The sequence below is a fragment of the Kitasatospora hibisci genome (assembly GCF_043950205.1).
Lineage (GTDB): Bacteria > Actinomycetota > Actinomycetes > Streptomycetales > Streptomycetaceae > Kitasatospora > Kitasatospora hibisci.
Genome location: NZ_CP171642.1, coordinates 1949684 through 1970401 on the forward strand (window position 1 = coordinate 1949684; position 20718 = coordinate 1970401).

The following is a 20718-nucleotide window of genomic DNA, read 5'->3' on the forward strand; positions in this document are numbered from 1 at the left end:
AATACCGGAGGGGGCGGTACGGACCGGCGGAGCCGGATGCGACGATGAGTGTCATCGTGATGACCGACCGGATCCGCTCGCTGCGCGCCGTGGTCTTCGCCACGCTCTGCGTGGCGCTGGCCGCCACGGCGCACGTCACGATGGCCGGCACCGGGGTCTCCGCGCCCGTCCTGGCCGGAGCGTTCGCGGCCACCCTCGCGTTGACCTGGCTGCTGGCCGGCGAGCGGCGCGGGCTCGGACTGGTCAGCATCTGGATGGTGGGTGCGCAGACCGCGCTGCACCTGGCGTTCGAACAGGCCGGGGCACTCGCCGCCGGCGGCCGGCTGGACCGGCTCGGGACGACGGACTGGGCGAGTCTGCTCCTCTGCAATCCGGATCGGGCACCCGCCGGGCTCTCCCCCGCCGACCTGGCCCGGATGGCCGGGATCGATCCTGACGTCCCGCCGGCTCCCGGGCTCCGGGCCCTGGCCGCCGGTGTGCACCACCCGGGCTCGCACGGCGGTTCCGCGACCGGAGCCCCGGGGGCGGCCGGCATGGGTGACATGGGCGGCATGGGTGGCGGACCGGCCACGGTGCGGCCGGTCACGCCACGGCCGGCCACGGCATGTCCCCGGGGATGGTCGCGGCCCACCTGGTGGCCGCGCTGGCCTGCGCGCTGCTGCTCTGGCGCGGCGAGGCGGCCGTGGCCCGGCTGTTCGACCTGCTCGGCGTGCTGGGCGGGGTGCTGGCGGGTGCGCTGCTGGCCCCGCTGCTCGCGCTGTTCGCCCGCCCGCTCGGGTTCCGGCCGCCGGCCGTGCCCCGCTCCGCCGCCCGCGTGCGCCCGCCCCGGTTGGTGCTGCTGACGCACGCTCTGGTCCGGCGCGGCCCGCCGGCCCTCGCCCCCGCCTGCTGACGCGCCCTCCGTCCGACGCCTGACGCCCGACATCGCTCCGGTGTCCGCCACGCGGTGGGCAGGTCGCCCCGTGCCGTGGCGCTGCCGATCGGCCGCGCCGCCGGGGTCCGCGTCCGTGCCCGCCGCCGCCCCTCCCGGGGTGCCGCGGCGCCCGGGCGCCCGCCGACGCCGAGCGCGTGCCGCCCGCAGCGGCACCGCTCCCACGCCTCCCCCTCAGGACCTTCCATGCCCGACCACGACGGCGCACCGGCTCCGGCCGGCGCCACCGTCCTACCCGCCCTGCCGGCCGCCCCCCTGCCCGGAGCGGCCCGTCCCGTCGCCTCCGTCCTCGGCGGCTCCGCTGCCCGGCACACCGCCGGCCTCGCCCAGACGGGTGAAGAGGGCTGCCGACCAGTCCGCCGACGGCCCGGCGGCCCCGGCCGCCGACACCACACCGCGCAGCCGCTCCGCCCGCTCCAGCCACTCCCGGCAGGCCGTGCACCGGGCGACGTGCTTGTCCAGCCGCCGGTCCGGCACGCCGGTCGGCTCGCCGTCGAGGCGGGCGGAGAGGGCGGTGCGGAAGTGGGCGCATCTCATATGCCCATCGTCCCGCACGACTCCTCGCCCCCGGCGGACCGGGTGGGCGACCGCCGCGTTCACGGGACCGGGAACCACCACGGGCGCAGGATGGGAGGCCGCCGTGGATGACGAGCAGCTGACCGCCCTCGCCCTCGCCGCCCGCGCGGGCCGGTCGGCCGACGTGGAGGCCTTCGTCCGGGCCACCCAGCGGGACGTGTGGCGGTTCGTCGCCCACCTCACCGATGTGCAGTCCGCGGACGACCTCGCCCAGGAGACCTTCCTGCGCGCCCTGCGCAGCCTGCCCGGGTTCGCCGGACGCTCGTCCGCCCGGACGTGGCTCCTGTCGATCGCCCGGCGGACCGTCGTCGACCGCTACCGCACCGCCGCCGCCCGCCCGCGCTGCGCCGCCCTGCCGGACTGGCAGGAGGCCGCCGAGCGGCAGGGCCCGCTGCCGGCCTCGGGGTTCGAGGACGGCATCGCCCTCGGCGACCTGCTCGACCGGGTGCCCGCGCAGCGTCGCGAGGCCTTCGTGCTCACCCAGGTGGTCGGGCTGAGCTACGCGGAGGCCGCCGAGGTGGCCGGCTGCCCCGTCGGCACCGTCCGCTCAAGGGTCGCCCGGGCCCGTGAGGAGCTGATAGCGCGGCTGCGGGCCGCCGAGGGCGGCGACCCCGTGCCGCGCGGTCCGGTCGTCCAGCTCGCCGCGGCCTGCTGACCGGAGGCCGGACGACCGCCGGTGGCGGTGGTGCCGATGCACCGCCGCCGCCGGCGGTCGGCGTGCTCCGCCCGACAGGCCCGGGTGGCCGGTGCCAGGGGCTCGTCGCCACGCACGACACGAAGCGGGAAGTCCGGAGATCGGTTGTGCCGCCTGATCCGGACTCGGTTGCCGGTGTCGACCACGGCCACGCCCTCCGTGGCTTCGTCGAACAGGCCGACCGGGAAATTCACCCAGGTGTTCGGAACCAGCGCGCCCGCGCCTCCGACTGCTGTACCGGACCCGGCCGCCGAGGCGGTGTCCGGGACAGCACGGGATTCGGAGGAGCGCCATGTCAGCGCAGCAGCCGCCGGCCGTCGGCGGGCCGAGCGCCGGTCGGGGCCGGTCGGAGGACCGGTGGAGCCTGGTCGTCGCCGCCGGGCTGCTCTCGTTCGTCGCCATGCTCGACATGAACGTCGTCAACCTGGCTCTCCCCGACATCGCCGACGGCCTGCACGTCTCCGCCACGACGGCACAGTGGGCCGTGCTCGGCTACCAACTGCCCCTGGTCGCCCTGCTGCTGCCCGCCGGGCGCCGGCTCGACCAGGTCGGGACCAGGTCGGCGCTGCTCCTCGCGGTCAGTTGCTTCGCACTGTGCAGCGTGCTCGCCGCGGCGGCCCCGTGGGCCGGTTGGCTGATCGCCGCCCGGCTGGCCCAGGGCGCCTTCGGCGCGGTGCTGTTCGTGCTGATGCCGGTGCTGGCCGCGACCGCCGTCCGGCCCGAGCTGCGCGGACGGGCGATGAGCGTGCCCGCGACGCTCGGCCCCCTCGGCGCCGTCACCGGGCCGGTGGTCGGCGGGCTGCTGCTCGACCACGTCGGCTGGCGGGCGGTCTTCCTCGTGAAGCTGCCGGTCTGCCTGGTCGCCCTGGTGATCGCGTACCGGGCGGCACCGCGCGGCGGGGGCCTGCGGGCGCCCGCCGGGGGCTCGGCTCCGGGCGGATCCCCGAGCCGGCCCCTGGGCGACGCCACCCTGATCGGCTCCGCGGTGGCGGCCGTGCTGCTCGGGCTCACCCTCGCGCCCGCGGCGCCGGCCTGGCTGCTGCTCGCGCTGCCCGCCGCGCCCCTGGTCGTCGTCTGGTGCCGTCGCCCCGGCGGGCGGCCGGTCGCCACCGTGCTGCGGGCGTCCGGCACCGCTGCCGTCAACGGCTCGGTGCTGGCCCTGGCCGCCGGGTTCGCCGCCAACCACTACCTGTTGGCGCAGCACCTGCGCCGCGCCGGCGGGATCAGCGCCACCACCACCGCCCTGACCATGCTGGCCTTTCCCCTGGGCATGGTGCTGGCCGGCCGCTTCGGAGGGCGACTGGCCGACCGCTGGGGCGCCCGGCCCACCGCGCTGACCGGTGCCTGCGTCACGGCCCTCGGGATGCTGCTCCTCGTCCCGATCGGCGCGGACTGGACACCCGCCGACATCTCCTGGCGGCTCGCCCTCGCCGGGGCCGGAATGGGCCTCAACGGCGGGCCCGTCCAGGCCCTGGTGATGACCGCCGCCCCGTCCGGGCAGCTGGCCACGGCAGGCTCCGTCGTCCAGTTGGCCCGCAGTCTCGGGTTCGCCCTCGGCCCCGCCCTCGCCACCGCCGCCGGCGCCTTCGGCGAGGACCACGTCACGGATGTCCGGGCCGGCATCGGGCTCGCCGCGCTGCTCGCCGTCACGGCCGCGGCCCTGCTCCTCCTGCACCACCGCACCGACCGCACCGACCTCGGCGGACCGGGCGGCCACGACGGCCTGACCGACCGGACCGGCCCCGACGGGGCCGCCGCACCCGTGGGTGCCGACCACGCCGCCGAGCCGCACACCTGACCGTCCGCCGACCGCCGGACAGCACTACCGACCACCCGACCCCGGAGGAACCCTTCGCATGACCGACACCGTCCACGAACCGACCGCGGCCGGCCCGGCGGACGACGCGCCGCGCTGCCCGTTCGGCCACGGCGAACTTCCCGACCCCTTGCCGCTGTACGGGCCGGAGTACAAGCGCGACCCCTATCCGCTCTACCGGCGGATGCGCGAAGCCGGCCCGGTCCACCGGGTGCGGTTCCCGAGCGGGATCGCCGCCTGGCTGGTGACCGGCTACAAGGCCGCCCACGAGACCCTCAACGACCCCCGGCTCGGCAAGAACCACGCACTGGGGAACGCGAACTGGCGCAAGCTGGCGTCGATCATGCCGGAGCCGCAGCACTCCCGGCTCCAGGTCCACCTGCTCCACCAGGACCCGCCGGAGCACACCCGGATGCGCCGGCTCGTGCTGGACGCCTTCACCCCGCGCCGGGCCGAGGCACTGCGTCCGCGGATCCAGGAGCTGGCCGACTCGCTGGTCGACGCACTGCCCGAGACCGGCGGCGCCGACCTGGTGACCGGGTTCGCGGCGCACTTCCCGTTCCGGGTACTGGCCGAGGCCATCGGGCTGCCGCCGGAGCTGGCCGTCCGCTTCGACCGCGACTGGGGCAAGGTGGTCCAGCCCGTCGGCCCACAGGACCCGGGCCGACCCGCATACGAGGCCCGGCTGCTCGGTCTGGAGGACTACATCGCCGAGGTGGTCGCGCACAAGCGCTCCCGCCCCGGCACCGACCTGCTCGGCCGGCTCGTCGCCGCCCACGACGCCGGCGGGTTGAGCAGCGAGGAGCTCGGCTCCATGGTGTTCCAGCTGCTGGTGGCCGGGCAGGAGCCCGTCACCAACCAGATCACCACCATGCTGATCACCCTGCTGCGCCACCCCGACCGGCTCGCCCGGCTGCGCGACGGGCTCGCCGACGACCCGGGCCTGCTCGGCCGGGCGGTGGAGGAACTGCTGCGCCACGACGCCGCGTTCGAGCTCACCACCTGGCGCTTCTTCGCCGAGGACAGCGACCTGCACGGAACGACCGTGCCGGCCGGTGACTCGGTGATCGTCTCGCTCTGCGCGGCCAACCGCGACGACGAACAGTTCCCGGAAGCGGACGTCCTCGACTTCGACCGCACCCCCAACGCGCACCTGGCCTTCGGCCACGGCATCCACTACTGCCCCGGCGCCGCGCTGGCCCGTACCGAACTGCAGGTCGCGCTCGGTACCCTGCTCACCCGCCTGCCCGGCCTCCGGCCGTCCACGGCGGCGGGCGCGGACCTCGACTCGCTGGCCTGGGTGCCCGCCGTGCTCGCCCGGGGAGTGAACGGCCTGCCGGTCGTCTACGACCAGCGGACCTGACCCCGGGCCCACGCGGCTCACCCCTCACCCTCGCGCGCCCACCGCGCGCCCCCGACTGCCCCGCAGCCGCCCCGGCCCCGGTGCCGGGGCGTGGCTCCCACCTGCCCCGCAGCCCGCCCACCGTCCCGTGGAGGACCCGCCATGCCGCCCGCCGGCACCCTCACCACCGCTTCCCCGTCCGCCCCGCAGTCCGCCGGGGCGCCCACCGCGCCGGCCGCCGACAGAGCGAACGCCGCACCGGCGCCGACCGAGCGCGCCGTCGCCGACCCGCGGGAAGCCGCCCGGATCGCCGAGGGGATCATCGATCTCCTGCTGCCGCACCGCCGGGCCTCCGATCCGGAGCTGTCGGCGACCGCCGCCGACTTCCCGCTCCAACTGGCGCAGTTGGCCGACTTCATCACCGCCGGCGACCCGGTCCGGTTCACCCTGCCCGGCTTCCCGTGCAAGTCGCCCAACCCGGCCAAGGTCCTCGGTCACCTCCCCGACGAGGGAGAACGCCTCTCCCTCTCCTTCCTCAACGGGCTCTGCGAGGCGATCGGCACGCTCTACCCGCCCGGCGCACAGATGCTGATCTGCTCCGACGGCCACATCTTCGGCGACCTCATCCACGTCCCCGACCACCACATCGACCGGTACGCCGACGAGCTGGCCGCGATGATCGGGCGCGAGGGCCTGGCCCACCTCGCCACCTTCGACCTGCGGGCCGTCCTCGGCGACCTGCCCCACGACGAGAAGCGCGCCCGGGTGAACGCCCGGTACGCGCCCTCCGCGGAGGAACTGCGCGAGCAGGTGCTGATCGACGAGGAGACGCTGCGGCTCTACCGCGGCATCACCCGCTTCCTCACCGAGGACACCGTCGGCTTCACCGGCACGAGGTCCGCCCTGCAGCGTGAGTGCCGCCGGCGCGCCTACGGCGTGATCCAGCGCAGCCGCGCCTGGGGCGACCTCATCGCCGAACACCACCCGCGGTCCGTCCGGCTCTCCATCCACCCGCAGAAGGCGGGTGTGCCGAAGTTCGGCATCCGGCTCCTGGAGGCAGCCGACGTGTGGACGACGCCGTGGCACTCCTCGGTGCTCCACCGACCCGACGGCCGCTGGGAGTTGCTGCGCAGCGAGGACGCCGCCAAGATCGGCCGCCTGGTCGAACGAGACGGCCGACCCAGCCATTACGAAACCTGCTGAGGCTCCTGCTCCACCTCCGGCCCCGGCACCGCGGCGGCGGTGCCGGGGCCGGGGGTGCGGTGGTCGAAGGCGATCAACGGGTCGCCGGTGAGCGGGTGTTCGACCACCGCCGCCCGCACGCCGAACACCTCCGCCAGCAGGTCGGGGGTCAGCACGTCGCGCGGCTTCCCCGAGGCCACCAGCGTCCCGCGGTGCAGGACGTGCAACCGGTCGCAGACCGAGGCGGCCGCGTTGAGGTCGTGCAGGGCGATCAGTGTGGTGCGGCGCTGCTCGCGCAACAGGGCGAGCAGTTCCACCTGGTGCCGCACGTCCAGGTGGTTGGTCGGCTCGTCCAGCACCAGTACGTCCGGCTGTTGGGCCAACGCCCTTGCCAGCAGAACGCGTTGGCGCTCGCCCCCGGAGAGCTGGGCGAACCGGCGGGCCGAGGCCTCGGCCATCCCGACCCGGGCCAACGCCTCGGCGACCACCCGGCGGTCCTCGGCGTCGTCCGCCGCGAAGGCCCGCTTGTACGGGGTGCGGCCCATCGCGACCACCTCGCGGACGGTCAACTCGAAGTCCCCGCCGCGTTCCTGGGGCAGCGCCGCGATGTGCCGGGCGGACTGGGCGGGGGTGAGGCCGGCCAGTTCCCGGCCGGCCAGCAGAACCCGCCCGGCGCTGGGCCTCAGGTGCCGGTAGACGGTGCGCAGCAGGCTGGACTTGCCGCTGCCGTTGGGGCCTACCAGCCCGGCGATCTCGCCCTCCTCGGCGACCAGGTGGACGCCGGCCACCACCGTCCGCCCGGCCAGTGTGACGGTCAGGTCCTCGACCGCGATCCTCAATTCCGCTCCAGTCGTCGGTCCAGCAGGTAGAGCAGGGTGGGTGCGCCGAGCACGGCGGTGACCACGCCGATCGGCAGCTCCTGGGTGTCCAGCGCGGTGCGGGCGGCGGTGTCGACCACCACCAGCAGCACCGCCCCGGTGAGCGCCGACAGCGGCAGCAGCCGGCGGTGGTCGCCGCCGACCAGCAGCCGGCAGACGTGCGGCACCATCAGCCCGACGAAGCCGATCGCACCGGAGACGGCGACCAGCACGCCGGTCAGCACGCTGGTGACGGCGAAGATCTCGCGGCGCAGCCGGGTGACGTCGACGCCGAGCCCGGCCGCCGTCTCGTCGCCCATCAGGAGCGCGTTCAGCCCCCTGGCGCGGGCCAGGAGCAGGGCCATCCCGAGGGCCACGGCGGCTGCGGGGACTGCGAGTTGGCTCCAGACGGCGCCACCGAGACTGCCCATCAACCAGAACAGCACACCCCTGGTCCGCTGTTCGTCGCCGGTCTGCAGGACGAGGTAGCTGGTGAACCCGGCGAGGAACTGCCCGATGCCGATGCCGGCCAGCACCAGGCGCAGCGGCGAGAACCCGCCGCCGCGCCGGGCCAGCACCCAGACCAGGCTGAACGCGCCGAGTGCGCCGAGGAAGGCGGCCAGTGAGACGGTGAGCCCGAGCGCACTGCCGAAGGCCGCCTCCAGGCCGAACCCGCCGCCGAGGACGATCACGGCGACGGCGCCGAGCGAGGCGCCGGAGGAGATCCCGAGCAGATAGGGGTCGGCGAGCGGGTTGCGGACCAGGGCCTGGACGGCGGTGCCGACGAGCCCGAGCCCGGCCCCGACCACCGCGGCGAGCAGGGCGCGCGGGACCCGCAGCTGCCAGACGATGAGGTCGCGGGTGCCGGGCTCGGGGGTGCGGCCGGCGAGCCGGTGGGCGACCACCGACCAGACCTCGCCGGGTGGGATGTCCACCGAGCCGAGCGAGACGGCCGCGGTGAGTGCGGCGACCAGGGCGAGCCCGAGCAGCGCGGCGAGCGGGCCGGCGCGCAGGGTGCGCGTCCGGCGCCGCTCCCCGTCGGCGGTGGCGGCAGCGGAGCCCGCGGGTGCCACGGGTGCCACCGCCCTACCGGCCGTTCGTGACGAGCGTCGGGTGGACGGTGGCGGCGATCCGCCGGACGGTGTCGGCGTTGCGCACGCCGGCGATGGTGGTGACCTCGGAGCCGATCCGCAGGAACCTTCCGTCCTTGACCGCCTGCAGGCCCTGGGTGGCGGGGAAGTCGCGCAGGAAGGCCTCGGCCGCGTCGAAGGCCTTGCGGTTCTCCTCCTCGCTGCCCCGGTTTCGGACCGCGAGCTGGATCCAGTCGGGGTTCCTGCCCACCACGTCCTCCCAGGAGACCGGCTTGAAGTCGGCGTCGCAGTCGGCGAACACGTTGCGGGCGCCGGCCAGCGTGATCACCGCGTTGGCGACCTGCCGTCCGCAGACGGCGACCGGCTGCTTGGTGCCGGCGTCGAAGTCGAAGAGGAAGTAGCCCGGGCGCTGGTCTGCGGGGACGGCGGCGGTCGCGGTGCGCACCTCGCCGACGGTCCGCTCCATGCCGGCCACCAGTTCCTCGGCCCGGGCGGCGGTCCCGGTCACGGCACCGAGCCGGCGGATGTCGTTCTCGACCTCGGCGAGGTCGGTGCGCGGCCCCTTGGCGGCCTTCGAGGTGCCGGCGCAGGCCGTGGAGAGGAGGAAGACGTGCTGGATGCCGGCCGCCGTGAACTCCTGCTCGGTCGGCCCGGCGCCCGCCGCACCCATCATCGGCATCGCGCCGAAGGTGTCGACGTAGAGGTCGGCGCCGGAGCCGAGCAGCTTCTCCTTGGCGATCACGGTGGAGCCGAGGACCGGCACCTTGGCGCCCTGTTCGGCGAGCGGCGCGGGAAGGCTGCCCTTGCCCGGCGGGAAGCCGGTACCGATGACGCGGTCGCCGGCACCGAGCTGGAGCAGCATCTCCAGGCTCGCGGCATTACTGGTGACGATCTTCTTCGGCGCCTGCGCGACCGTGGTCTCCTTGCCCGCGCAGTCCGCCACCTTCACCGGGAACACGCCGGCCGCGGTGGTCCGTCCGCCACCACCGGCTCCGCTCCCGCCGTCCGCACCGCCGCCACCACCGCTCCCGCAGGCGGTGGCGAACAGGGCGACGGCGGCCGCGATGCCGCAGAGGACGCGAGGGCGCATGACAACTCTCCTGGTCAATGGTCGTGCCGGGGGACGGGCTGAGAACCCGGACCAGGTAGTCGGCCGCCGCGTCCACCCGGTTCCCGGGACTTTCACCCGAGGCGCCGAGGACAGCGGGGTGGCAAGGACAACGGGGTGACATGGAGAGCGGGGCGGCGGGGCGCTGGCCTAGGGTGTGCTGATGGAGCAGCGGGCGGGCGAGGGAGTGCCGGTGGGCGGGGACGCCCGGGCGGGCGCGGGCGGGCGGACCGACGACCCCCCGGTGGACGACCTGGGCTCGACGGTGCCGCTGGACGGCGGGCCGGTGCGGCGGGTGGTGTCACTGGTCCCCTCGCTGACCGAGGCCGTCGCCGCCACGGCACCCCACCTGCTGGTCGGCGCGACCGACTGGTGCACCCACCCTGCCGGTCTGGCCGCCACCCGGATCGGCGGCACCAAGAACCCCGACGTCCGGCGGATCGCCGCACTCGCCCCGGACCTGGTCCTCGCCAACGACGAGGAGAACCGCCGCCCGGACCTCGACGCGCTGCGGGCCGCCGGGCTGCCGGTCTGGGTCACCGACATCCGCACGCTGGAGCAGGCCTTCACCTCGCTGCACCGCCTGCTCACCGTCGGCTGCGGCCTGCACCGCCCCGCTTGGTTGGACGCCGCCGAGGCTGCCTGGGTCGACCCGGGACCGTGCGCGCTGCGCCCGCGCCGGAGCGCCGTCGTCCCGATCTGGCGCCGCCCGTGGATGGTGCTGGGCCGCGACACGTTCGCCGGGGACCTGCTCGGCCGCCTCGGCGTCGACCTCCTCCACGCCGACCACCCCGACCGCTACCCGGCCGTCCCCCTGCCGGAACTCCTCGCCTGCGAGCCCGACCTGGTCGTCCTCCCGGACGAGCCCTACCGGTTCACGGCGGAGGACGGCCCGGAGGCGTTCCCCGGCATCCCCACCGCGCTGGTCAGCGGCCGGCACCTGACCTGGTACGGGCCGTCGCTGGCGGAGGCCCCGGCCGTGCTGGCCGCGCAGCTGCACCCGGACGCCTCGCCGGCCTGAGCTTCGTCGCCGACTCCCCGCCCGGTCCCGCCCGGTTCCACGCCCGGTTCCACGCCCGGATCCGCACCCGATCCGCGCCCCGGTCGGCCCGACCCCGGCAGCCGACGCCATAGTCCGATCATCGTAGGATGTCGCCCTCTCGCCGGGCCGTCCGGCGAGGCATCAGGGGGGGGCGGGATCCATGCCAGGGCACGAGCGCATGCCGGAGCACGAGCAGGGCCACGTGCGGGGGACGAACCGCGTGCGGGAACCGGAGCACGGTCGGGGCCGGGCCGGCGCACGACGGGCTCTGGTCCTGGTCTCGGCGGCGGCCGTTTCCACGGCCCTGCTGACCGGTTGTGGCACCAAGAAGGCCGACGACACCGCCGGGAGCACGGGCACGCCCGCCCCGGTGGCGACCGCCACCGGGGCGGAGGCCACCCCGTCGCCGTCCCCGACGCCCTCCGAAGAGGCCTCGCCGAGCGCGACCGCGACCGCGAGCCCCACCGCCGGCCGGAGCGCCTCACCGAGCGCGACGGCGGGCAAGTCGGGCAAGCCCAGCCCGACCGCGACGCCGAGCAGTGCCAAGCCGAGCACCGGCGCCAAGCCCGCCGACCCGGCCCCCAAAGCCGCGCCCGCGCCCCCGCCCGCCCCGGCCGCGGTGGTGCCGGCGCCCGCACCGACGCCCAAGCCCGGTCCGGTCGCGCCCACCCCGCCGCCGGCCCCGCCGACGCCGCACGTCCCGCCGCTGCAGAGCGGCTGCACCCCCACCAAGCCCCAGCCGGACGAGGCGAAGGAGGCGGTCGGCGCCGCCCTCACCGCGGCCGCCGGCCAGCCCCGCACGCTCAAGCTGAGCAACGGCGGCACCGACAAGCTCCCGCCGCTGCCGGTCAGCCTGGTCAAGGCGATCGCCTGGCAGGAGAGCGGCTGGCAGTCCGGAATCCTCGCCTGCGACGGCGGCATCGGGACGATGCAGATCATGCCCGCCACGGTGAGCTGGATGAACAACAAGTTCGGGACGACCTCCGACCCGAAGACGCTCAACGGGAACGTCCAGCTCGGCACGCAGCTGCTGGACTGGCTGGTCGCCTACTACGGTGACTCCTCGTTCGGCGGCAGGTACGACCTCTCCCCCGACCCGACCACCGGCAAGACGCCGCTGCTCGACCTGGTCATCGCCGCGTACAACGCGGGGGCGGGCAACGTGCACTACAACACCGTCACCGACCCGGCCACCGGCGCGACCACCGGCAGCCTGGTCATCCCCAACCCCAGCTACGTCGCCAACGTCAAGGCGCTGATGTCCAGCGCGCCCTGGAACAAGGCGGGCTGACCGGCGGGGAGGACTCCGGGGCGCCCGGGGCGAGGGCCCCGGAGGCGGGAACGGGCGAGGGCCCGGCGGGAGCTGCGATCCGCATCCCACCGGGCCCTCGCCCGTGTCGCTCGTCCGTCTGGTCAGCCGCGCGCGGCGGTGACGGCGGCGCCCAGCGCCTCCTTGATCCGCGGGCCCAGGCGGGCGAAGCCCAGCTCCTTCATCGCGGCGCGCAGCAGCTCCTCGTCGCTGCGCTTCACGCCGTCACCGTCCACCCAGCGGACGACGGCGAGCAGTTCGTCGGCGGAGTAGGCGGTCACCGGGCGGCCCGGGGTGAAGTCGGGCTTCTCCGGCCGGCCGACGGGCTCGGGCTCGACGACGGGCTCGGGCTCGACGACGGCCACCGGCTCGGGCTCGGGCTCGGGCTCGGGCTCGGGGGAAAGCTCGTCATCGGAGATGGTTTCCTCGACGGCCGGCTCAACAGCCGCCGCCTCGGGCTCTTCAGCCTCCACCGGCAGGGCGACGGCCTCGGCGGTCTCCTCCTCCGCGACCGGCTCGGCCTCGACCACGGGCTCGGCCTCGGGCTCGACGGCGGGCTCGACGGCGGCCTCGGCGGCGTCGGTGACCTCGGTGACCTCGGTGACCTCGGTGACCTCGGTGACCTCGGCCTCGGCATCTGCCGCCTCGGGCTCGGCCACGACCTCCGCGGCTGCTTCCCCGGCGACCGGCTCGACGGCCGCCGCCTCGGCCTCGGCCCCAGCACCGGGCTCGGCGACCTCGACCACGGCAGCCTCGGCCTGGACCTCCTCGGCCTCCGCCGCTGCGACGACCCCGGACTCGGCAGCCTCGGCCACCTCGGGCTCGGCCTCCACAGCCTCTTCGACCGGGACGACCTCGTCCACAGCATCCTCGACGACCGGCTGGTCGACGTCGACCGCGCCGTCCTCGACCTCCTCGGCCTCCACTGCCAGGGCAACCTCGGTCACCTCCTCGGCGACCTCGACCACTGCGGCCGCAACCTGGGCCTCGGGCTGGACCTCGGGCTTCGCCGGGAGGATCGGGGTGACGTCGACCAGGTCGTCCGCCGCGGGGGACGGCGCCGGGAGCGTCACGACGAGGGGCTGAACCTCCACGGGTTCGTCGACGGCGGGCTCGCCGGCCTCCAGCACCGGCTCGGCGTCCGCAGCACCCGGCTCGGTCGTGACCTCGGGCTCGACCTCGGCCCCGACCTCGGGCTCGGCTTCCGCTACAGCCTCCGGCTCCGGCTCCGGCTCGACGGCAACCGCCGCCTCCGGCCCGACCTCCGACTCGGCCTGGTCCTGAGTGCCGGCCAGACCGTCCCGCTGGCCGCCGGCCAGGGCCTGGCGGGCGGTGAAGGCGGCCTCGGCGGCACGGCGGTCGGCGCGGGCCCCGGTGAGCTCGGCGAGCAGGTCGGCGAGGCCGGCCTCCTCCAGGGTGGCGCGCAGCGAGCGGATGGTGGGGAGGCGGTAGAGGGTGCCCTCGTCCGCCGCGAGCCGCTCGACCAGGTCGATCAGCTCACCGAACGGCAGCCCGTCCAGGTCGCGCTCGGGCAGCAGGCGGGCCAGCTCGCGCAGGCCGGTGCCGATCGCTTCGAAGGCGGTGGCGGTGCTCTCGACCAGCGCGCCGTCGGCGGGCGGGTTCGGCAGGGTGCCGGCCTGGGCCAGCACGGCCCAGGCCCGGCGCTCGATCTCGGCGGAGCTGAAGGCCTCGTGCAGCTCCTCGGGGCGGATCTTGCGACCGTCGCGGGCGAACGCCGCGGCCTGCTTGCGCAGCCCGCGGATCTTCAGGAACGACAGCTTGACGCCGCGCTCGCGCCGCCAGGCCCGGTCGGCGGTGGCGGCGATGAGGGCGTTGAGGTCGGCGTCGTAGGCGGCGCCGACCAGCGTCGCGGAGGTCTTGTGGACGCGCTGGAGGAGCTCGACCAGCAGCGCCGCCTTGGCGACGGTGTCCGGTTCGTCCAGCTTCGCGTCGGCGGCGAGGGCGGTGACGGCGTCCCAGGTCTGCTGGAGGTCGCGACCGCGCAGCTCGGCGAGGACGGTGGAGGCGGCGCGGGCGTCCTCGGGCGTGGCGACCGTGTCCACGGCCGCGTACCAGGCGTGGCTCTCCGCGGTGAGGGTGAAGGCACCGAGCTCGGCGTAGCGGCCGAGCTCGTCCCGGAGGTCGGTGTCCGTCGCAGCCGGCCGGGCCGTGGTCTGCTCCAGGTCGGTGGCGTCCGTGGTGTCGGCGGCGTCCGTGGCGGTCTCGGCGTCGGCGGCCTTGGCATCGGCGGCATCGGACGCGTCGGCGTTGCGCGAGTGAAGCACTGTCATGTGAGGTCCGGTTCTGGGCGACTGCTGCGGGGGCGGGGCGGCGGGGGGACGGCCGACCGGGTGCGCGGGCCCCGGCGGGAGGGGGCCGGGGGGCGCGCGGTCGGCCTGCCGGTTGTGGAGGCCCAGAATACGGGTGCCCGTTCGAGCCTTGCACGCACCCACCGCCCGATGGACCGGTGTGGCGTGCCACACCGCTCACCTGGGCGCTACTCGGGAGGACCGGACGGGTGATGCGGTCCGGGACCGGACGGGCGCTGCTGCGCGGGGCCGGACGGGCGGGGCGGACGCCGCCCGGACCGGCGGCCGCCGCCGCGGAGCCCGTCCACCGGCACCGTCCGGGTGCGTCGGCCGAGCGGTGGTCGGTAGCCGGATCGAGTGAGGGCGTCAAGGCTGACGGGACCGAGGTACTCGTGCAGCTCGGTCCGGTGCCACCACGCGCCGGTCTCCCGCAGTTCGCGCCATCCGGTGAACCGGTACAGGTAGAGGGTCGCCCGGACGTGCGTGGGCGGGGCCTCGGGGAAGGGGTTGCTCCGCAGCAGCCGCAGGGTGTCCGGGTCGTTGACGAGCAGCCGGGCGACGAACGGCAGGAACCAGGGCCGGGCGTACGCGGGCGAGATCCCCGCGAACCACATCAGCCAGTCCAGCCGCAGGTGGTAGGGGGCGTACTGGCGCGGGAGGCGGCGTACGTCGCCGGGCTTGCCCTTGAAACCGTACTCGCGCCAGACCGTGTGCCGGGTGACGGTGGGCTCGTCGGTCCCCTCGACGACGACCTCCTGGCGGATCCGGTTGATGCTGCCGAAGGCACCGTAGGTGTTGACCAGGTGGAGGCGGTTGAACGAGCGGTTCATGACCTGGCCGCGGGAGAGCATGTTCCGCACCGGCCAGTAGCTGAGCACGGCGACGCCGGCGGTCAGCGCGATCACCAGGACCTCGAACCAGACCGGTGTGCCGGCGTAGGAACGGGGGTGGACCGGCAGGCCGAGCCGGGCGGGGTCGACGGCGGCGAGGGCGAGCGTGATGGTGAGCCAGTTGAGCCAGGCGAAGTTCCCGGAGGCGACCAGCCAGAGCTGGGTCACCACGATCACGCAGGCCGCGTACGTGGCGACCGGTTGCGGGAGGAGGAGGGCGACCGGGACCACGAGTTGGGTGGCGTGGTTGGCGGCGGCCTCGATCCGGTGCAGCGGAGCGGGCAGGTGATGGAAGAACCAGCTGAGCGGGCCGGGCATGGGCTGCGTCTCGTGGTGGTAGCGCAGGCAGGTCAGGTCGCGCCAGCAGCTGTCACCGCGCAGCTTGATCAGTCCGGCACCGAACTCGACCCGGAGGACCAGCCACCGCATCAGCCAGAGCACCAGGACGGGCGGGGCGACGTCCTCGTTGCCGAGGAAGACGGCGAGGGAACCCGCCTCCAGCAGCAGGGACTCCCAGCCGAAGGAGTACCAGGTCTGTCCGACGTTGACGATCGAGAGGTAGAGGACCCAGAGCACCGTCCACAGGAGCATGGCCGCCCAGAGCGGCACGACGTCGCCGAGCCCGCCGACCAGCGCGGCGGAGAGCGCGGCGCCGGTCAGGGCGACGGCGGCGAAGAAGCGGTCACTGTAGTGGAGGTGGAAGAGGCCGGGTGCGCTGCGGAACGGCACCCGGGCAGTGAAGCGGGGCACCGGGAGCATCCCCGAGGTGCCGATCAGGGCCCGGAACTGGGCCGCGGCCGCGAGGAAGCCGGTGAGGTAGAGGCCGGCGAGCAGCCGTTGCACGAGCAGTCGGCTGAACCAGTACTCGGGGGCGGCGAACCAGTCCATGCGGCCCATGCCTACCACCGACGGGGCGGCCGGGCGGCCGGGCCGGCTGCGCGGCGGAGGCGGTTCACCCGGGCGGCACCGGCACCGGCACCGGCACCGGCACCGGAGAGCATCGTGGCGGGGAGCCTCTCCTCGGGGGTGAGAGGCGCCCCGCCAGGATGACGGTACGACGTGCGGTGCGGCGCGTGGCGCAACGTGCGGCGCTATGTGCGGCGCAACGTGCGGCGCTATGTGCGGCGCTACGTGCGGTGCTACGTGCGGTGCTACGTGCGGTGCGACGGTCCAGTGCGGCCGGAAGTGCGGTGGACGGCCTGCTCAGGGCTCAGCCCGGCAGGAGCGGTCCGGTCTCCCCGCCGCCGAGGCCCGGACGGCCGGCCCCGTTCTGCTGCAGCCGGTCGACCAGCAGAGCGGCGAGCGTGCCCAGCTCCTCCTCGGTGCGGGACTGCGCGGTGACGTCCATGCCGACGGTGACGACGCCGTTGACCTGCCCGGTGCGGGCGCTCCGGAGCGGGGTGCAGGTGAAGCTGAAGATCTGCTGGATTCGCTGGGCATCCGGCCGGACCGACTGGACACGGACGTCGTTCAGGACGGTGGTCCGCCCGGTGTGGTAGGCCTCCGCGACCACCCGGTCCAGTCCGGCCGCACCGAGCTGCGGGTAGGCCATGCCGACCGATCCGTACGCCGTCGGGGCGCCGAAGGTGTCGGCGTGCCGGGCGTTGGCGTAGCGGATCTCCTGGCCGGGGCCGTCGGTGAGCATGATCGGGAAGGGCGAGCCGTCGAAGGCCGCGAACATCTCCTGCTGCTGGGCGAGCAGGTTGTCGCGCAGCCGGATCTCGGAGAGCAGGGCCTCGGCGAGGTGCTGGATGTCGCGCAGCCGCTCGCGCCCCCACTGGCGGGGTTCGCGGTCGAGGACACAGACGGTGCCGATGACGGTGTTGGTGTCGTCGACCAGCGGGGCGCCGAGGTAGGCGCGCACACCCAGCTCGTCGACGACCGGGTTCCCCGCGAACCGCGGGTAGGCCAGGATGTCGTCGAGGGCGAGCGGCGAGCGCTGCGCGACGACGTGCGGGCAGAAGCCGTGGCTCAGCGGCATCTCCCGGGTCGGAAGGTCGAACGCGATGCCGCGGTCGGCCCAGGAGGCGCCGATTTCGGCCGTGGTCTCGCCGGAGGTTGGCGGAATGTAGAGCCCCCGGAACATCTGCCGCTCGTCGTTGATGAAGTTGACCATCGCGATGGGGGCGCGGGTGATGCTGGCGGCGAGGTGAGCGAAGCGGTCGAAGGCCTCGTCCGCGGTCGGCTCGTTGAGACCGAGGCTGCGCAGCCTGCGGGTCCGCTCGGACTCGCCGCCGGCACCCGGGAACTGGCCTTGAGTGCTCATCACATCAGTCATGTCGCACATGTAATCAGACATCCGACGGCCGTCGCGCTCTCGGCCCACCGCGGACAGCTTGCTGATGCTCAGCCAAAGCGCCACGTGAACGGGGCCGGGCCGGGTGGCGAAGCAGGGGAAGATCGTTTCCCTTTCTGACGGACGTTCAATCCACTTCGTCTACCGACCTATCCGGATCCGGCCAATCCAAGATCCACACTGGAGACGTCCTGCTTGCCGGACAACAATGGCCCTGCCGAAAATGCGGGCGGTTCCCCCCAAGGACTCGGCCCGGCTACTCCGCACGCACCGGTTGCACCCTGGGCAACCGGCCGCCATCCCAACTCCCCACCCTCGGGCGGCCGGCGCGGATCGGCGGCACGGATGGAGGCACGACAAACCGACGGACCCGAGAGGACCCAGCATGGCGATGGACTACTTCACCGACGAGCGACACGAGAGCCTCCGAGCGGAGGTGCGCCAGTTCGCCGAGAAGGAGGTACGTCCGCAGGTGGCCAGAATGGAAGCCACTCGCGAGGTCGAGTTCGAGCTCTCCCGCGAGATCGCCCGTCGCGGCTGGATCGGTGCCACCATCCCGCGCACGTTCGGGGGCATGGGTCTCGGCCACCTCGCCAAGACGGTCATCGTCGAGGAGCTGTCCCGGGTCAGCGGCGCGATGGGAGCCATGACCCAGGCCTCGCAGCTGGGCGTCGCCAAGGTCATCCACTTCGGCTCGGACGCCCAGCGCCGCAAGTGGCTGCCCCGGTTCGCCTCCGGGGAGTCGCTGCCGACCATCGCCGTGACCGAGCCCGAGTCCGGCGGCCACGTGCTCGGCATGACCGGCACCGCGCACCGCGAGGGCGACGAGTACGTGCTCAACGGCCGCAAGTGGTTCGTGGGCAACTCGCACATCGCGGACGTGCACGGCGTGGTGCTGCGCACCGGAACGGGCAGCAAGGGCCTGTCCGCGTTCCTGGTCGAGAGCAACCGGCCCGGCTTCCGCACCGGTGAGCTCGGCACCCAGAGCGGCCTGCACGGCTTCAGCTTCGGCGAGATCGTCTTCGAGGACTGCCGGATCCCGGCCACCAACCGGCTCGGCCGGGAGAGTCAGGGACTGGACGTCGCCTACTCCTCGTCCACGCTGTACGGCCGGCTCAACCTGGCCGCCGTCGCGCTCGGCATCCACGTGGCGATCGTCGAGGACACCGTGCGCTTCGCCGAGGAGCGGATGCTCTACGGCAAGCCGCTCTCCCAGCTGCCCAACATCGCGCTCAAGCTGGGCGAGATGCAGTCCCGGCTGATGACCGCCAAGCTCGCCGCGTACCACGCCTCGCACCTGCTCGACCACGGCAAGGCCTGCGACGCCGAGCTGATGAACGCCAAGCTCATCAACACCGAGTACGCGCTGGACTCCGCCCGCAACGCGATGGAGATCCACGCCGCCCGGGGTCTGCAGAGCGAGTTCCGGATCGAGCGCTACCTGCGGGACGCCACCCACATCTACCCGCCCGCCGGCACCTCGGACGTCCAGCGGCTGCGACTGGGCCAGTTCGCGGCCGGCACCTACGGCAAGGAGTGGTCGGCGGAGCTCTCCGACCTGGCCAGTTGGGCCTGGACCGAGCTCGCCGAGCGCGAGGCCGCCGCGGAGGCGGAGGCCGTGGCCGCCCAGACCGGAGGGGCGTCGCTGCTGCACATGCCGCTGGCGGGCTGACCGGCGGGGTCGCCCCGACGCCGACCCGACGCCGACCCGGCGAGTTGCGGCCGGACCCACCACCTGCGGGGCGGCGGTCGGTTCGACCATGAACCGGCCATTCCACCCCGGGGTACGACCGATGATCCGTTCGAGTCACCGGACGCAAGCGGGAGTCACCCTCCGGACTCCGAGCCGTTCGTCGAGCGGCCCCCCGACCGGCGAGTTTTGAGGCTCTTCTGCTCCATCCGTGGGTCGGTCCGGAGTGCCTGACACGGCACACGCCGTCCCCTGTGCAGATCTTGAGGTATCGAGGCTCAGGATCAGACGCGCAGGGAGAACGGCGTGCGGTTCACCACCGTATTGAAGGCACTGGTCGGATGCGGGGAGGCAGCGCCGGAGGACGCCTGGTTCGAGGAAGAGTCCCAGGTCATCGTGGTCGCGGTGCGTCTGCGGGGTCGGGCGCGTCGCCGCTGCGGGGTCTGCGGCAGGCGCTGCCCCCGCTTCGATGCCGGGGACGGCCGGCGCCGCTGGCGGCACCTGGACGCGGCCGGCCTGAAACTCTTCCTGGAGGCTGACGCTCCGCGGGTGTCGTGCACGCGGCACGGTGTGGTGGTCGCGGCGGTGCCCTGGGCCCGTCACGGAGCCGGGCATACCCGTGACTTCGACCAGCAGGTCGCCTGGCTGGCCACCGAGTGCTCCAAGTCGGCAACCGCGCAGTTGATGCGGGTCGCCTGGCGCACTGTCGGCGCGATCCTGACCCGCTACCGGCGCGACGCCGACGTCGGGATCGACCGCCTCGCCGGGCTGCGGCGGATCGGCGTCGACGAGATCTCCTACCGCAAGGGGCAGAAGTACATGACCGTGGTCGTGGACCACGACACCCGGCACGTGGTGTGGATGGCCGACGGCCACGGCAAGGAGGTCCTGCGCCGCTTCTTCGACGCTCTCGGCGAGCAACGGGCCCATCGGCTGACGCATATCAGCGCGGACGGCGCGGAGTGGATCGCGGACGTCGTGGCCGAGCGCGCCCCGAACGCGATCCGGGCGATGGACCCGTTCCACGTCGTCGCCTGGGCCACCGACGCCCTCGACGAGGAACGCCGCGCGAGCTGGAACCGGGCCCGGCGCCAGGCCGCCGACCCCGACCTGGCCCGCCGGCTGAAGCACTCGCGCCACGCGCTGTGGAAGAACCCGGAAGACCTGACCGAGCGCCAGAGCGCGAAGCTGGCCTGGATCGCCGCCAACGACCCCCGTCTGCACCGCGCCTACCTCTTGAAGGAGGGCCTGCGCATGGTCTACCGGATCGCGAAGGCCGAGGGCATGGCGGCTGCCGTCGCCGCGCTGGACCGCTGGCTGGCCTGGGCCCAGCGCTGCCGCATCCCCGCCTTCCTGGACCTGCGCCGGAAGATCAAACGGCACCGCGAGGCCATCACGGCCGCGATCGCCGAGCAATTGTCCAACGGGCTGATCGAGTCGACCAACACCAAGACCCGTCTGATCATCCGCCGAGGCTTCGGCTTCCGCACCGCCGACGCCGTCATCGCCCTCGTCATGCTCACCCTCGGCGGCAACCGACCCACCCTGCCCCGCCGCCAACTCACCTGATCGCGCCCACGGATCC

16 protein-coding genes are annotated in these 20718 nt (G+C 74.4%); 9 read left to right on the top strand and 7 right to left on the bottom strand.

Annotated elements, in window-relative coordinates; all coding sequences use genetic code 11:
* Nucleotides 1–604: 604 nt before the first annotated feature.
* Nucleotides 605–892 carry a hypothetical protein gene (locus ACF9IK_RS08335; protein WP_395293607.1) on the top strand — a complete coding sequence of 96 codons (288 nt, stop codon included), beginning with the start codon at nt 605–607 and terminating at the stop codon, nt 890–892.
* A gap of 270 nt (nt 893–1162) precedes the next feature.
* Here the strand turns inward: ACF9IK_RS08335 and ACF9IK_RS08340 are convergent, their stop codons facing one another.
* Nucleotides 1163–1468 (bottom strand): zf-HC2 domain-containing protein, encoded by a 306-nt coding sequence (locus ACF9IK_RS08340; RefSeq protein ID WP_395293608.1) that lies wholly within the window; start codon nt 1466–1468, stop codon nt 1163–1165.
* A 103-nt stretch (nt 1469–1571) separates the two neighbouring features.
* Between ACF9IK_RS08340 and ACF9IK_RS08345 the strand changes: the two genes are divergently transcribed.
* The 4 genes from ACF9IK_RS08345 (at nt 1572) to ACF9IK_RS08360 (ending at nt 6562) form a co-directional block, all read left to right on the top strand.
* On the top strand, nt 1572–2162 hold the full coding sequence (locus tag ACF9IK_RS08345; RefSeq protein ID WP_395293609.1) for a sigma-70 family RNA polymerase sigma factor: 591 nt from the start codon (nt 1572–1574) through the stop codon (nt 2160–2162).
* A gap of 331 nt (nt 2163–2493) precedes the next feature.
* Nucleotides 2494–3999 (top strand): MFS transporter, encoded by a 1506-nt coding sequence (locus ACF9IK_RS08350; RefSeq protein WP_395293610.1) that lies wholly within the window; start codon nt 2494–2496, stop codon nt 3997–3999.
* 58 nt (nt 4000–4057) lie between these two features.
* Nucleotides 4058–5380 (top strand): cytochrome P450 family protein, encoded by a 1323-nt coding sequence (locus tag ACF9IK_RS08355; RefSeq protein WP_395293611.1) that lies wholly within the window; start codon nt 4058–4060, stop codon nt 5378–5380.
* A gap of 141 nt (nt 5381–5521) precedes the next feature.
* A complete protein-coding gene (locus tag ACF9IK_RS08360) occupies nt 5522–6562 on the top strand; it encodes an L-tyrosine/L-tryptophan isonitrile synthase family protein (RefSeq protein ID WP_395293612.1) in 1041 nt (346 codons plus the stop codon).
* On the opposite strand, the gene ACF9IK_RS08365 is transcribed toward ACF9IK_RS08360, so the two are convergent.
* The 3 genes from ACF9IK_RS08365 to ACF9IK_RS08375 are packed head-to-tail and all read right to left on the bottom strand — an operon-like array spanning nt 6547 to nt 9579.
* Complete coding sequence (locus tag ACF9IK_RS08365) at nt 6547–7380, bottom strand: ABC transporter ATP-binding protein (RefSeq protein WP_395293613.1); 834 nt, start codon at nt 7378–7380, stop codon at nt 6547–6549. The two genes, ACF9IK_RS08360 and ACF9IK_RS08365, sit on opposite strands and share 16 nt — an antisense overlap.
* Entirely contained in the window at nt 7377–8471 is a 1095-nt protein-coding gene (locus ACF9IK_RS08370) for a FecCD family ABC transporter permease (protein ID WP_395293614.1), read from the bottom strand. The genes ACF9IK_RS08365 and ACF9IK_RS08370 overlap by 4 nt, the downstream gene beginning before the upstream one ends.
* 13 nt (nt 8472–8484) lie before the next feature.
* A complete protein-coding gene (locus ACF9IK_RS08375) occupies nt 8485–9579 on the bottom strand; it encodes an ABC transporter substrate-binding protein (protein WP_395293615.1) in 1095 nt (364 codons plus the stop codon).
* 289 nt (nt 9580–9868) lie between these two features.
* On the opposite strand from ACF9IK_RS08375, the gene ACF9IK_RS08380 reads away from it, so the two are divergent.
* Both ACF9IK_RS08380 and ACF9IK_RS08385 read left to right on the top strand, forming a co-directional pair.
* Nucleotides 9869–10618, top strand: a complete 750-nt coding sequence (locus tag ACF9IK_RS08380; protein WP_395298506.1) for a helical backbone metal receptor — start codon at nt 9869–9871, stop codon at nt 10616–10618.
* A 181-nt stretch (nt 10619–10799) separates the two neighbouring features.
* The gene (locus ACF9IK_RS08385; RefSeq protein WP_395293616.1) at nt 10800–11930 is read left to right on the top strand and encodes a lytic transglycosylase domain-containing protein; all 1131 of its coding nucleotides are present in this window, start codon (nt 10800–10802) and stop codon (nt 11928–11930) included.
* A gap of 122 nt (nt 11931–12052) precedes the next feature.
* Here the strand turns inward: ACF9IK_RS08385 and ACF9IK_RS08390 are convergent, their stop codons facing one another.
* The 3 genes from ACF9IK_RS08390 to ACF9IK_RS08400 form a co-directional block, all read right to left on the bottom strand.
* Nucleotides 12053–14239, bottom strand: a complete 2187-nt coding sequence (locus ACF9IK_RS08390) for a hypothetical protein (protein ID WP_395293617.1) — start codon at nt 14237–14239, stop codon at nt 12053–12055.
* A gap of 206 nt (nt 14240–14445) precedes the next feature.
* On the bottom strand, nt 14446–16035 hold the full coding sequence (locus tag ACF9IK_RS08395; protein WP_395298507.1) for a lipase maturation factor family protein: 1590 nt from the start codon (nt 16033–16035) through the stop codon (nt 14446–14448).
* Between the two features lie 322 nt (nt 16036–16357).
* Nucleotides 16358–17425: a GAF domain-containing protein gene (locus ACF9IK_RS08400; RefSeq protein ID WP_395293618.1), complete on the bottom strand. Its 1068-nt coding sequence runs from the start codon at nt 17423–17425 to the stop codon at nt 16358–16360.
* Nucleotides 17426–17834: 409 nt separating this feature from the next.
* Here ACF9IK_RS08400 and ACF9IK_RS08405 point away from each other — a divergent pair, with 409 nt between their 5' ends.
* Both ACF9IK_RS08405 and ACF9IK_RS08410 read left to right on the top strand, forming a co-directional pair.
* Complete coding sequence (locus ACF9IK_RS08405) at nt 17835–19115, top strand: acyl-CoA dehydrogenase family protein (RefSeq protein ID WP_395298508.1); 1281 nt, start codon at nt 17835–17837, stop codon at nt 19113–19115.
* Nucleotides 19116–19439: 324 nt separating this feature from the next.
* A complete protein-coding gene (locus ACF9IK_RS08410) occupies nt 19440–20702 on the top strand; it encodes an ISL3 family transposase (RefSeq protein ID WP_395293619.1) in 1263 nt (420 codons plus the stop codon).
* Nucleotides 20703–20718: the final 16 nt, after the last annotated feature.